Origin of the sequence: Steroidobacter agaridevorans, assembly GCF_009932555.1 — a bacterium.
Taxonomy (GTDB): Bacteria; Pseudomonadota; Gammaproteobacteria; order Steroidobacterales; family Steroidobacteraceae; genus Steroidobacter; species Steroidobacter agaridevorans.
Genome location: NZ_BLJO01000009.1, coordinates 123,257 through 136,820 on the forward strand (window position 1 = coordinate 123,257; position 13,564 = coordinate 136,820).

Genomic DNA, 13,564 nt, shown 5'->3' on the forward strand with positions numbered 1-13,564 from the left:
AGGCCGGCTCGACGTCCAGCTTATCGACCTTTCTCCAGCCGCGCGGCAGCACCGCGCCGCGCTGAGCACGCTCGCCCTTGTATTCCTTGAGGTCGGCGTACTTGATGGTCATCTTGCGCTCGCCGGAATAGACCACCAGGTTCTGGGCCGAGGTGATGACGGCGATGGCCGTCATGGTCTCGTCGCCCTTGCCGGAAACGCCGAAGATCTTGTTGCCCTTGCCCTTCGGCAGCTCCGGCAGGTCCTTCACCGGGAACACCAGCATCTTGCCTTCACTGCTGGTCGCGCAGATCAATGCTTTCTCATCGGCGGGCACGAGCGCCGGCGCGAGCGACTTGCTGCCCTCCGGCACCTTGAGCACGGCCTTGCCGGCTTTGTTACGAGAGTGCAGCTCGCCGAGGTTCACGACGAAGCCATAACCCGCATCCGACGCCAGCACGCACTTCTCTTCGGCTTCGCCGATGAGCACGCCCGAGAACGTCGCGCCTTCCGGCGGATCGAGTCGACCGGACAACGGCTCGCCGTTACCACGCGCCGACGGCAACGAATGCGCGATCAATGTGTAGGTACGGCCCGTGCTATCCAGGAACACGGCTTGCTGCGTGTTCTTGCCCCTCGCAGCGGCCAGGAACGCGTCGCCCGTCTTGTATGAAATCGATGTCGGATCGATTTCATGGCCTTTCGCGGCGCGCACCCAGCCACGCTCGGACAGAATCACCGTCGTCGGCTCGGTCGATACCAGCTCGGTCTCGTCGATCGCAACGGCGGCCGCGCGCTCGACGATCTTGGTGCGACGGTCGTCGCCGAATTCTTTCGCGGCCGCTTCCAGCTCGTCGCGCACCAGCTTCTTCAGCTTGGCCTTGCTGCCGAGCAGCTTATCGAGCCGGTCCTGTTCCGCCGCCAGCTCGTCCTGCTCGCCGCGGATCTTCATTTCTTCCAGCTTGGCGAGGTGGCGCAGGCGCGTGTCGAGAATCGCGTCGGCCTGGATCTCGGTGATCTTGAAGCGCTTCATCAACACCGGCTTCGGCTCGTCCTCGCGACGAATGATGCGGATCACTTCGTCGAGATTCAGAAACGCGACCAGCAAGCCTTCCAAGATATGCAGGCGCGACTTCACCTTCTCCAGGCGCCACTGCAAGCGGCGCGTGACGGTGTCGATGCGGTACTTGAGCCACTCCTCGAGCAGATCCTTCAGCCCCATCACCCGCGGCTTGCCGTCGAGGCCGATGATGTTCAGATTGACGCGATAGGTGCGCTCCAGGTCGGTGGTCGCGAACAGATGATTCATCACCTGCACCAGGTCGACCCGGTTCGACTTCGGCACGATCACGATGCGCGTCGGGTGCTCATGGTCGGACTCGTCGCGAATGTTCTCGACCATCGGCAGCTTCTTGGCGGTGATCTGCGCCGCGACCTGCTCCTGGATCTTCGAGCCCGAGACCTGATAAGGCAGCTCGGTGATGACGATCTCGCCATCTTCCAGCTCGTACGTCGCACGCGCGCGGAAGGTGCCGTTGCCGGTCTCGTAGATTTGTTTGATGTCGGCCTTGGGCGAAATGATCTCGGCGCCGGTCGGGAAGTCCGGGCCCTTCACATCTTTCATGAGCTCGCGCAGCGGCGTGTCCGGATCTTCGAGCAACTTGATGCAGGCATTCACGACTTCGCGCAGGTTGTGCGGCGGAATGTCGGTGGCCATGCCGACCGCGATGCCGGTCGCGCCGTTCAACAAAATGTTCGGCACGCGCGCGGGCAACAGCCTCGGCTCTTCCATCGTGCCGTCGAAGTTCGGCACCCACTCGACCGTGCCCTGCCCCAGCTCGGACAGCAGCAGCTCGGAATATCGGGTCAGGCGCGCTTCGGTGTAACGATAGGCGGCGAACGATTTCGGATCGTCGGAGGAACCGAAGTTGCCCTGGCCATCCACCAGGGGATAACGGTACGAGAACGGCTGCGCCATCAGCACCATGGCTTCGTAACAGGCCGAGTCGCCGTGCGGATGATATTTACCGATCACGTCACCGATGGCGCGCGCCGCTTTCTTGTGTTTCGCGGCCTGCCACGAGCCCTGCTCGCTCATGACGTAAACGATGCGCCGCTGCACCGGCTTCAAGCCGTCGCCGATGTGCGGCAATGCGCGGTCGAGAATGACGTACATCGAATAGTCGAGATACGCCTTCTCGGTGAACGTGCGGAGCGGCTGGCGCTCGACGCCTTCAAAGTTCAAAGGAGGTTGCGTGGGCATATGTCCAAACTATGTTTATTGAATGACGGGCAAGCGCGCCGGATCAGGGGACGACTTCGGCAAGGTTGCCTTTCGTCTCCAGCCATTCGCGGCGGTCGCTTGCGCGCTTTTTCGCCAGCAGCATGTCCATCGTCGAGTCGGCCTCGTCCTTGGCGTCGACGGTGAGCTGCACCAGCCGGCGCGTTTCGGGCGCCATCGTTGTTTCGCGCAACTGCAGAGCGCTCATTTCACCCAGACCTTTGAAGCGGGTGACGGTCGGCTTGCCGCGCGGATGCTCCGCCGCGAGCCGATCGATCACGCCCTGACGCTCGGCGTCGTCGAGCGCGTAGTACACCTGCTTGCCCAGGTCGATCCGATACAACGGCGGCATCGCGACGTACACGTGCCCCGCCAGCACCAGCGGGCGGAAGTGACGCAGGAACAGCGCGCACAGCAGTGTGGCGATGTGCTGACCGTCGGAGTCGGCGTCCGCCAGGATGCAGACTTTGTGATAGCGCAGACCGTCGAGCTTGTCCGAGCCCGGATCGACGCCGAGCGCGATGGCGATGTGGTGCACTTCCTGAGAAGAAAGCACGTCGCTGGCGTCGACTTCCCAGGTGTTCAGGATCTTGCCGCGCAAGGGCATGACGGCCTGGAACTCACGATCGCGCGCCTGCTTGGCCGAGCCACCGGCGGAATCGCCTTCGACCAGAAACAATTCGCCGCGCTCGGGCTGCTCCGAAGAACAGTCCGCGAGCTTGCCCGGCAATGCCGGACCGGACGTCACGCGCTTGCGAGCGACGGCCTTGGACGCTTTCAAACGAGTCTGCGCACTCTGGATCGCCAGCTGCGCAATCTTCTCGCCCGACTCCGGATGCTGGTTCAGCCAATGGCCGAATTGATCCTTGACGATGCCGGACACGAAAGCGGCCGCCTCGCGTGACGACAGACGCTCCTTGGTCTGACCGGCGAACTGCGCCTCTTTCATCTTCATCGACAGCACGTAAGTGACGCCGTCCCAAACGTCTTCCGGCGCCAGCTTCAGGCCCTTGGGCAGCAGGTTGCGGAATTCGCAGAACTCGCGGATGGCGTCGGTGAGGCCGACGCGCAGGCCGTTGACATGCGTGCCGCCTTGCTCGGTCGGAATGAGGTTGACGTAGCTTTCTTCGATGCGCGTGCCTTCATCGACGCGCCAGCCGAGCGCCCACTCGACGGCTTCCTTCTCGCCCTCGATGCTGCCGACGAACAATTCCTGCGGCAGCCACTCGCCCTGGCCGAGCGATTCGGTCAGGTATTCCTTCAGGCCGCCGGAGTACTGCCACTCTTCCTTCTCGCCGCCTTCGACTTCCAGCGTGACATGCAGGCCGGGGCACAACACCGCCTTGGCCTTGAGCACATGCTTCAGTTTCGGCACGGAGAACACGGCCGAGTCGAAATAGCTGGCGTCCGGCCAGAAGCGCACGCGCGTGCCGGTGTTGCGACCGCCGACGTCGCCGACGACTTTGAGCTTGGACGTCGCCTTACCGGAGGCGAAACCGATGTGGTACTCCTTGCCGCCGCGCTTGACCCACGTCTCCAGCTTCTTGGAGAGCGCGTTCACGACCGACACACCGACGCCGTGCAAGCCGCCGGCGAACTTGTAGTTCTGGTCGTTGAACTTACCGCCGGCGTGCAGCTTGGTCAGGATCAGCTCGACGCCGCTGACCTTCTCCTTGGGGTGGATGTCCACCGGCATGCCGCGACCGTCGTCGGCGACCTCCAGCGAGCCGTCCTTGTACACCTTGACGTCGATGCGCTTGGCATGGCCGGACATGGCTTCATCGACGGAGTTGTCGATGACTTCATGGGCGAGATGGTTGGGGCGACTCGTGTCCGTGTACATGCCGGGACGCCGGCGCACGGGGTCGAGACCGCTGAGAACTTCAATGTCGGACGCGTTATACGATTGTGCCATCGGGTAACGAGCTGATTTCGTTAGGGGGCGGAAATTGGAGGCGGCGGATCATAGCACGCAGGGTCGGCTGTACATCCACCCAGGATTTCGGAGCGTCGGCGGGTTGCGACGGGCTCGTCTTGGCGTTGGGGCGTGGCCGGAGGGCGTCGGTGGCTCGCGCCGCCGGGAGCGGCCTGCCTCCTTCCGGCACCGGGCGCCCGCCGGAGCGCATTGCGCTCCTCGCGTCCCATTGCACTGCGCAGTCCTGCTCCGTACAAGCCCAGGGTGTACATCCATGTACACCCGCTCGGCGGAGCGAAGCATGCTTCGCTGAAAGGCACCGCCGAGCCCATGGTGAGCCCTGCTGTTTCGGCCCCTTCCCTGTGCCGAAAAGCTGCCGGAAGGAGGCAGGTCGCTCCCGACGACGCCGATACGTCAGCTGCGCGTTCGCGCGTGACTCTCGAGTTAAGCGAGGTCCCGAGCCAAAGAGTCCCGCTGCGCTGAACTCAGCTGAACTTCAAAGTTGTATTGCGGATGATCGATGCCGACTTTGACCGGCGAGCCTGACTTCACTTTGGACGCCATCTCCGCACTCAGCTCGAAGCGCAGGAAGTGAACCGACGACGTCTTCTCTTCATTCTCACGCTCAAGATCTTCATCCGCGATCGCGAATGAACGCTCCAGTCCCTCGACCTGGACCCAGCAGCGATCCTCAATCCCTTTCATCACGGCCAGTCGCTGCTTCCGCTCTTCCGGATCCGGGAACTCGATCAGAAACGTCACCTTCCAATTCGAGCCATCCGGGATCAGCGGGTTATATGCATCCAGCTCATCCTGAATGCCGGCCGCCTCGAAGATGCGCTCCACTCGCAGCATCTCCTGCACCTGATACTGAATGGTGAGCCGGTCCTCGAACGCCCAGGTCACATTCGGCCCGATCGCGATCAAACGATTGCGCTTGTGATCGAGCACGCGGCCGCGGAATTCCTTCCTCGTCGTCGAGTACTGCTCCAAGCTCATCAAATCGGCGCGGGTCAACCGGCCGTGCTGCACGGAATCAGATCCCATAAGCCCTCCGCAACAGAGTGAGCGGATGTACTGGCGGCGTGGCCGTGCCGGCGTCGGCGCCGGGGAGGCCGGACTCGATCTGGTGGCCGGCCATCGGACAGTCGCTGGAATAGTAGTCGGCGCCCGAGTCGCCGACGCGCCGGATCACCGGCTTGCCGATCTTCATCGACACGTCGCGATATTCCTTTTTCACGCCGTACGTGCCGTTGTGCCCCGAGCAGCGCTCGATCGCTTCGACCTGCGTGCCGGGCACCAGCATCAACACATCGCGCGTCTTCAACCCGAGATTCTGCACGCGCAGGTGGCACGGCACGTGGTAGCTGATCTTGCCGAGCTTGTGCGGGAAGTCGGTGCTCAGCAGGTTCTCACGATGGCGGGCCCACAGATATTCGAACGGATCGAACATCGCGTCGCGCACTTTGATGACCTGGGGGTCATCGGGAAACATCAGCGGCAGCTCCTGCTTGAACATCAGCGTGCAGGAGGGAACGGGGGTGACGATGTCCCAGCCCTCGTCCACCAGTTTCGCCAGTTCCGGAATGTTCTCGTTCTTCAGCTGTTCTATGGCTTTCAGATCGCCCAGTTCCAGCTTCGGCATGCCACAGCATTTCTCGCGGCCGGCGAGCCTGACCGGAATGCCGTTGTGCTCGAAAACAGCGGTGAGATCCTCGCCGAGCTGCGGCTCGTTGCGATTGCCGTAGCAGGTAGCAAACAACACCACTTTGCCGCGGGTGTCACCGGCCGGCTTCGGATCGAACGTCGGATGTTCCTTCGCGGCGTGACGCTTGCGATACGTGTTGCTGTGATATTCCGGGACCGGCGCCTGCGGATGCACGCCGAGCGTCTTATCCAGCATCTTGCGGCCGAAGTCGGTTTTGTTGATGGCGTTGACCGCTTCGGCCACCACCGGAATGCCGGCGATGCTGCCGACCAGATCGGTCGCGCTCAGAATCTTGTCGCGCGCCGTCACAGGTTTTGCGCCCGCCGGCGCGTTGTTGAACTTGAATGCCTTCGCTCTGAGCATCAAGTGCGGGAAGTCGACGTTCCAGGGATGCGGCGGCACGTACGGACACTTGGTCATGTAGCACATGTCGCACAGGTAACAATGGTCGACGACGTCCCAGTAGACCTTCTTGTCGACGCCATCCACTTCACCGGTCGAAGACTCATCGACCGCGTCGAACAAGGTGGGAAACGAGTTGCACAGGCTGAAGCAGCGCCGACAGCCGTGGCAGATATCGAAGACGCGCTCCAGCTCTTTGAACAGCGACGCTTCGTTGCCGAAATCGGCCTCCTTCCAGGCGATCGGATGACGCGTCGGCGCTTCGAGGCTGCCTTCGCGGGCGGCGGTTGTATTTTTTGGTTCGGACACGCAGTTACCTGGCGAAGGGCTGGGACTGAGTGAAGCAAATGAAACGACTGAAACGCGCGATCCCTAAAGCCAAAGGCCGGCAGAGATCTCCCTGCCGGCCGGCTTTCATGGATTCAACCGTACTCGCGAGCGGGCGATTACAGCGTGTCGAGCGCCTTCTGGAAGCGATTGGCGTGCGAACGCTCGGCCTTGGCCAGCGTTTCGAACCAGTCGGCGATCTCCTCGAAGCCTTCGTCGCGGGCCTGCTTGGCCATGCCCGGGTACATGTCGGTGTACTCGTGCGTCTCGCCGGCGATCGCCGCCTTCAGATTCGCGCCGGTCGGGCCGATCGGCAGGCCCGTGGCCGGATCGCCCACCGCCTCGAGATACTCGAGGTGGCCATGGGCATGGCCGGTCTCACCCTCGGCAGTCGAGCGGAAGACCGCGGCGACATCGTTGAAGCCCTCGACGTCCGCCTTGGCTGCGAAATAAAGATAGCGACGGTTTGCCTGGGATTCGCCCGCAAACGCGTCCTTCAAATTCTTTTCGGTGCTCGTACCTTTCAGACTCTTCATTGCAGCTCACCTCAATTGCCGGCGGGTAGGAAGTGGCGAAACTCGTTGTCGGTAGGGATCGGACCCACCGTCACCGAGGGTCACTGAACAAGCTCCATTAGACATAGTCTAATCAATGTCAATCTAGTCCTGGCTGCTCGCGGAGTCAACGCCGCGAACGCGGTCGGGAGCAACTGTCGCAGCCGACCAAGAAGCTATAAGCTTGCCGCGCCGCCAATGACGCCCACGCCCATCGTGACCAGCAAAACCCCTTCCGCCGAAACCGCCGTCGAGCCCACCGCCGACTTCGAACGCTCGCTGGCCGAGCTCGAAGCCATCGTCGACAAGCTGGAGCAGGGCGATCTGTCGTTGGATGACTCGCTGCGTCACTTCGAGCGCGGCGTACAACTGACGCGCTCCTGCCAGAGTGCGCTCAAGCAGGCCGAGCAGAAAGTGGAGATTCTCCTTCGACGTAGCGGCGCCGAGGGTGAGTTCGCCGCGGCTCCGTTCGACACGGACACGGACGACGAGCGTTAACCGCATGGCGGTCCAATCCAGCGCAGTCCAGCCCTCGCCCACCGCGGGCCGGCACCCCGATTTCGCAGCTCAGCTCCAACATTGGCAGGCCCGCATCGAGCGTGAATTGTCGGCGCGACTGCCGGCAACGGACATTCAACCGAAGCGTCTGCACGAAGCGATCCGCTACAGCGTGCTCGGTGGCGGCAAACGCGTGCGCCCCGCGCTCGTCTATGCAACCGGCGCGGCGCTCGGCATTCCCGAATCGATACTCGACGGCGCCGCGTGCGCGGTCGAATTGATCCATGCCTATTCGCTGGTCCATGACGACCTGCCCGCCATGGACAACGACGATCTGCGCCGCGGCCGGCCCACATGTCACAAACAGTTCGATGAGGCGACGGCGATCCTGGTGGGCGACTCGCTGCAATGTCTGGCGTTCGAGTTGCTCACCGACGGCCCCGGCTTGCCGGCCGACCCCGGCATGCGACTGAAGCTGGTCCGATTGCTCGCAATCGCCAGCGGCACCGATGGCATGGCGGGCGGACAAGCGCTGGATCTCGCCGCGATCGGTCGCAAGCTCTCGCTGGCCGAAGTCGAGGAGATGCATGTCCGCAAGACCGGCGCGCTGATCCATGCCTGCGTGATGATGGGTGCGGCTTGCGCTCCACAGCTTTCCGAAAACATCACCCGCGCCTTGGATGAATATGCTCGCGCCATCGGCCTGGCGTTTCAGATTCAGGACGATCTGTTGGACGTCGAAGGCGATGTCGCTGTCATCGGCAAAGCCACCGGCGCGGATCGCGCGCTCGATAAACCAACCTACCCTTCCGTCGCGGGCGTCGAACCGTCGCGTCAGCGCATGCACGAGCTACACACTCAGGCGCTGTCGGCGCTGGCCAGGCTGGATGCGGCCGGCCTGCAGAGCGCGCCGCTCGCCGCGATGTCGGACTGGCTGGTCCTGCGGAAATACTGATCTTGGGCGCCACAATTCATCCGTCGCCTGCCCCGACTGCGCCAGCAATCGCCCACCCCGTTTCCTGTAGACTTCGCCGGCCATGAATTCAGCCACGCCTCACCCGTTGCTGGCAGCGATCGGCTCACCGGCCGATCTGCGCAAGCTTGCGGCCAGCGAACTGCCGCAGGTCGCCACGGAGCTGCGCCAATATCTGATCGACACCGTCAGCCAGATGGGCGGCCATTTCGCCGCCGGCCTCGGCACGGTCGAGCTCACGGTCGCTTTGCATTATGTATTCGATACGCCGAACGACCGGCTGGTGTGGGACGTGGGTCATCAGGCTTATCCGCACAAGGTGCTGACGGGCCGCCGCGATCAGCTGCACACCATCAAACAGAAAGAGGGCCTGGCGCCGTTTCCAACGCGCAGCGAAAGCGAATACGACACGTTTGGCGTCGGTCATTCCAGCACTTCGATCAGCGCCGCGCTCGGCATGGCCATCGGCGCCGCTGCGAAGAAGGAAGATCGGCGCGTCGTGGCCGTGATCGGCGATGGCGCGATGAGCGCCGGCATGGCGTTCGAAGCGCTCAATCATGCCGGCAGCCTCGATGTCGACATGCTGGTCATCCTGAACGACAACGACATGTCGATCTCGGAGAACGTCGGCGCCTTTTCGAATTACTTCGCGCGCGTGCTGTCCGGCAAGTTGTATGCAACGCTGCGTGAAGGCAGCAAGAAAGTGCTGAGCCGCATGCCGACCGTGTGGGAGCTGGCGCGCCGCTCCGAAGAGCACATGAAAGGCATGGTGTTGCCGGGCACGATTTTCGAGGAGATGGGCTTCAATTACATCGGGCCCATCGACGGCCACGATGTGAATGCGCTGGTCGCGACGCTGCGAAACCTGCGGGATCTGAAAGGCCCGCAGTTCCTGCATGTGATCACGCGCAAGGGCAAAGGCTACGCGCCCGCCGAAGCCGATCCGATCAAATGGCACGGCCCGGGCCCGTTCGATCCCAAGAGCGGCGTGATCTTCAAAGAGAAGGCCAGCGGCCCGAGCTACTCTCAGGTGTTCGGCCAGTGGATGTGCGACATGGCGGCGGCCGACCCGAAAGTGGTCGCGATCACGCCGGCGATGCGCGAGGGCTCCGGCCTGGTCGAATATTCCAAACGTTTCGCCGCCCGTTACTTCGACGTGGCGATTGCCGAACAGCATGCGGTGACGCTGGCTGCCGGCATGGCGTGCGAAGGGCTGCGGCCGGTGGTCGCGATCTATTCGACGTTTCTGCAGCGTGCGTACGATCAATTGATTCATGACGTCGCGATTCAAAACCTGCCCGTGACATTTGCGATCGATCGAGCTGGCCTGGTCGGCGGCGACGGCGCCACGCACCAGGGCAGTTATGACCTGTCGTTCATGCGCTGTATTCCGAACCTGATCGTGATGGCGCCGGCGGATGAGAACGAGTGCCGTCAGATGCTGTACACCGCCGTGCAGTCGAATCTCCCGGCCGCTGTTCGGTATCCGCGCGGCCAAGGTCCAGGCGCGACGATCGAACAGACGATGCGCGCCCTGCCCATCGGCAAAGCTCAGATCCGCCGCGAGGGCCGCAGTGGGCTGGCGATCTTCGCCGTCGGCGCGATGGTCCCGCTCTGCGAACGGATCGCCGAGAAGATCGACGCGACCGTCGTGAACCTGCGCTTCATCAAGCCGCTGGATGAGGAGTTGATCGTGCGTGTCGCGGCCAATCACCGCGCGATCGTGACGGTCGAAGAGAACGTCGTGGCGGGCGGCGCCGGCTCGGCCATTACCGAATGCCTGGCCGCCCATGGTCATATTCCACCGACCCTGAACCTGGGCATCCCCGACCGCTTCATGGAGCACGGCTCCCGCGAGGACTGCCTGGCAGCAGCCGGCCTGGACCTGGCGTCGCTGGAGTCGGCGATTACCCGCTGGTGGCAGGGCGAGAAGCGCCTGACCGCCGTCGGCGGCTGAGTCGGGCTAAGAACCTCACACTTTTGGCATTTCAGTATTTCCAGGGCGGGGGAACGGCCTCCGGCCCCCTTGATCTATACTGCGGCTGACCAAATCGATGAGCCCTTAGGCCGGTGCTCCGGCCCGGTCCGGAAATCCTGTATGTCGACATTGCCCAAAAGCGTCGCCTCTCCGCCCCCGACCTCCATCGAGGACGTGCAGGCCCGCGCCGATTCCCGCCGCATCCCGATCAACAAGGTCGGCATCAAGGACGTCTATCACCCGGTGCGGGTGAAGGACCGCTCCAGCGGCGAACAGCACACCATCGCGAACTTCAACATGTACGTGGCCCTGCCCCACAACTTCAAGGGCACGCACATGTCACGCTTCGTCGAGCTGCTCCACGGCAACGAACGTGAGATCTCCGTCGAATCGTTCCGCGACATCCTCGCCCAGATGACCGAGAAGCTGAACGCGCAGACCGGCCACATCGAAATGGAGTTTCCGTTCTTCGTGATGAAGAAGGCGCCTGTGTCGGGCGTCGAGAGCTTGATGAATTACCAGGCATCGCTGATCGGCGAGCTTCACAACGGCGTGTCCGAGCTGTGGCTCAAGGTCGTCGTGGCCGCCACCAGCCTGTGCCCCTGCTCCAAGGACATCTCCAAGTACGGCGCCCACAACCAGCGCTCCCACATCACCATCAAGGCCAAGGTCGACGGTCACATGTGGCTGGAAGAACTGATCGACATCGCCGAGTCGGAAGCTTCCTGCGAGGTCTACGGCATCCTGAAGCGCGCCGACGAAAAACACGTCACCGAACGCGCCTACGAGAACCCCAAGTTCGTCGAAGACATCGTCCGCGACGTCGCCGTCCGCATGAACAACGAAGCCCGCGTCCGCGCCTACGTGGTCGAAGCGGAGAACTTCGAGTCCATCCACAATCACTCGGCCTACGCGCTGATCGAAAACGACAAGGACGAAGTGGTCGGGCTGTAACAGGCCATCGGACCTTAGCGCCTTGTAAGCCGTTTCCTCACAGGGCATAAACCCTGTATGGATATCTCAGCGCTTCAGAGCCGCCTGCCCGCCATCCGCAAGTGGATCGATACCACGGTCGAGGACCATCGGCCGGTGGCGCGCCCGCTGACTTCACTGGGGTTTGCGAGGCTGGCGCATTATTTCGATGCCGAGACTCTGAAGCGGGCGTCGGTGGTCGAAGTGGATGTAGTTCCCAAGCCGCCCCTGACCACACTTGGGTTACACCAGTTCTCCGACTTCGAACAGATGAACGGCGCCGGCGTGACGTATGGCGATGTCTATTTCGTCGAAAGGTCACGAGCGAGGGATGAGTCGCTGCACTTCCATGAGCTGGTGCACACGATCCAGTGCCAGATTCTGGGGATAGATCGCTTCATGCTCGCGTACGCGCTCGGACACCTCGTCGGCGGCGGGTACGAGAACAATCCTCTGGAAGAAGTGGCGCACACGCTCGAAGGCATCTTTGCTCGCGAGCCCCGGCTGTTCCGAGTGGAACCTATCGTCAGCCAACATCTCGAGCGAGTCGTGCCGGCACTGATGAAAGCCGCCGGCTTGTGAGTGCCCTGCAATTGAAAACAAAAAACCGGGCGGAGCCCGGTTTTTTTGAATAGACAGTGCCGCGGCGTTATCAGCTGGCGCTTTGCAGTCGGCTGATCAAGCTGCGCAGGAACACTTTGTTGAAGCGCAGCTGACACGCCGCCGAGCTCTGCTCCAGCAACGTTGAGCTCACTTTCATGAGCGTCACACCGCTCAGCGCCTTGATCGTCGCGAGACGCTTCGCGCCGCGCACGTAGCTGGTCTCGCCGAAACAATCGCCCGCTTCGAGCTGGCCGACAAGGTTGCCGGCGCGCATCACGGCGACGCTGCCGGAGACGATGACGTAGAAACGATCGTCCATCTCGCCTTCCTTGACGATCTCCTCGCCCTGGTCGTAGTCCTGCCACGTGCTCGCGCGCAGCACTTCCAGGATCTCCGACTGAGAGAAGTCGTGGAAGAACTTGAGCGTGCGCAGGATGGAGAACTGTTCCTGGCGATCCAGCTTCGACGTGCCATCGCGCAGCGCCTGGTGGACGCGCGTGAGATCGGCCGCCAGCTCCAGGCCGTTGCGATAGCGCTTGGCCGGATCCTTCTGCAGCGCCTTGGCGACCGAAGTCTCCAGCACCTCAGGAATATCCGGGCGCAACGCGTGAATCGGCTGCGCAGTGGCATAAACGATCTGATGCAGCAGCTTGGAAAGATTGCCGCCGCGGAACGGACGAAAGCCCGTCAACATTTCATACAGCACGGCGCCGAGCGAATACAGATCCGAACGGTTGGTGATCTCCAGCGACTGCACCTGCTCGGGCGACATATACGACGGGCTGCCGGCGATGCCTTCGATGCGCGAGATATCGGAATCGGCGACCAGCGCGATGCCGAAGTCGATGATGCGCACGTCATTGGCTTGCGTGAGCATGATGTTCGACGGCTTGATGTCGCGATGGATGACGCCGCGGCTGTGTGCGTAGTGCAGCGCCTTGGCGCACTTGTACATGATCTCCGCCACGTCATCGACGGGCAGCAGGTTGTCCGGTTTGCAGTAAGCCGACAGCGTGCGCGCGCCGTGCACGTGCTCGGTGACGATGTAGTAGTGACCGTCTTCCTCGCCGGCGTCGAAGATGGGCAGGATGTTCGGATGCTGGAGCATACCGACCATGTGCGCTTCGGAAAGGAACATCTTGCGCGTGACGCGCGCGCGATCTTCGTCGTGCGACTCGAGGTTGTAGACCTTGATCGCCACGTCGCGGCGGTAGTAAGGATCGTGAGAAAGGTAGACGACGCCGGTGCTGCCGCGACCGACTTCCTTGACGATGACATATTTCCCGATCTTCTCGGGAATGCGCTGTTCGCGTGTGGCGCTGCGCTGTGCCATCAGACTGCCCATCTCACTGCTCGGGCTCACTTCGGGCTCAC

At 62.6% G+C, this 13,564-nt stretch carries 11 protein-coding genes; 5 read left to right on the forward strand and 6 right to left on the reverse strand.

All coding sequences use genetic code 11. The features are described 5' to 3' along the window. The 5 genes from parC to GYH35_RS28455 all read right to left on the reverse strand — a co-directional run. The coding region (gene parC / locus GYH35_RS28435) for a DNA topoisomerase IV subunit A (RefSeq protein WP_161811478.1) at nucleotides 1-2,242 on the reverse strand (2,242 nt) is incomplete at its 3' end. A gap of 43 nt (nucleotides 2,243-2,285) precedes the next feature. After that, complete coding sequence (gene parE / locus GYH35_RS28440) at nucleotides 2,286-4,175, reverse strand: DNA topoisomerase IV subunit B (RefSeq protein ID WP_129642937.1); 1,890 nt, start codon at nucleotides 4,173-4,175, stop codon at nucleotides 2,286-2,288. A 444-nt stretch (nucleotides 4,176-4,619) separates the two neighbouring features. Continuing rightward, entirely contained in the window at nucleotides 4,620-5,222 is a 603-nt protein-coding gene (locus tag GYH35_RS28445; RefSeq protein ID WP_161830206.1) for a DUF3501 family protein, read from the reverse strand. Further along, nucleotides 5,212-6,594, reverse strand: a complete 1,383-nt coding sequence (locus tag GYH35_RS28450; protein WP_161830207.1) for a heterodisulfide reductase-related iron-sulfur binding cluster — start codon at nucleotides 6,592-6,594, stop codon at nucleotides 5,212-5,214. Before GYH35_RS28450 ends, GYH35_RS28445 begins: the two co-directional genes overlap by 11 nt. A 137-nt stretch (nucleotides 6,595-6,731) precedes the next feature. Further along, on the reverse strand, nucleotides 6,732-7,148 hold the full coding sequence (locus GYH35_RS28455; RefSeq protein ID WP_129642934.1) for a rubrerythrin family protein: 417 nt from the start codon (nucleotides 7,146-7,148) through the stop codon (nucleotides 6,732-6,734). Nucleotides 7,149-7,364: 216 nt separating this feature from the next. Here GYH35_RS28455 and GYH35_RS28460 point away from each other — a divergent pair, with 216 nt between their 5' ends. From GYH35_RS28460 to GYH35_RS28480, 5 genes are all read left to right on the forward strand, one after another. Beyond that, nucleotides 7,365-7,664: an exodeoxyribonuclease VII small subunit gene (locus GYH35_RS28460; RefSeq protein ID WP_161811475.1), complete on the forward strand. Its 300-nt coding sequence runs from the start codon at nucleotides 7,365-7,367 to the stop codon at nucleotides 7,662-7,664. A 4-nt stretch (nucleotides 7,665-7,668) separates the two neighbouring features. Beyond that, entirely contained in the window at nucleotides 7,669-8,619 is a 951-nt protein-coding gene (locus tag GYH35_RS28465) for a polyprenyl synthetase family protein (RefSeq protein ID WP_161830208.1), read from the forward strand. Between the two features lie 82 nt (nucleotides 8,620-8,701). Next, a complete protein-coding gene (gene dxs, locus GYH35_RS28470) occupies nucleotides 8,702-10,594 on the forward strand; it encodes a 1-deoxy-D-xylulose-5-phosphate synthase (protein WP_161830209.1) in 1,893 nt (630 codons plus the stop codon). Between the two features lie 141 nt (nucleotides 10,595-10,735). After that, nucleotides 10,736-11,569 carry a GTP cyclohydrolase FolE2 gene (gene folE2, locus GYH35_RS28475; protein WP_161811472.1) on the forward strand — a complete coding sequence of 278 codons (834 nt, stop codon included), beginning with the start codon at nucleotides 10,736-10,738 and terminating at the stop codon, nucleotides 11,567-11,569. Nucleotides 11,570-11,626: 57 nt separating this feature from the next. Further along, nucleotides 11,627-12,169, forward strand: coding sequence for a hypothetical protein (locus GYH35_RS28480; protein WP_161830210.1), 543 nt, complete (start codon nucleotides 11,627-11,629; stop codon nucleotides 12,167-12,169). 70 nt (nucleotides 12,170-12,239) lie between these two features. Here GYH35_RS28480 and GYH35_RS28485 read toward each other — a convergent pair whose 3' ends face one another. Beyond that, a complete protein-coding gene (locus GYH35_RS28485) occupies nucleotides 12,240-13,553 on the reverse strand; it encodes a serine/threonine-protein kinase (protein WP_161830211.1) in 1,314 nt (437 codons plus the stop codon). Nucleotides 13,554-13,564 lie beyond the last annotated feature (11 nt).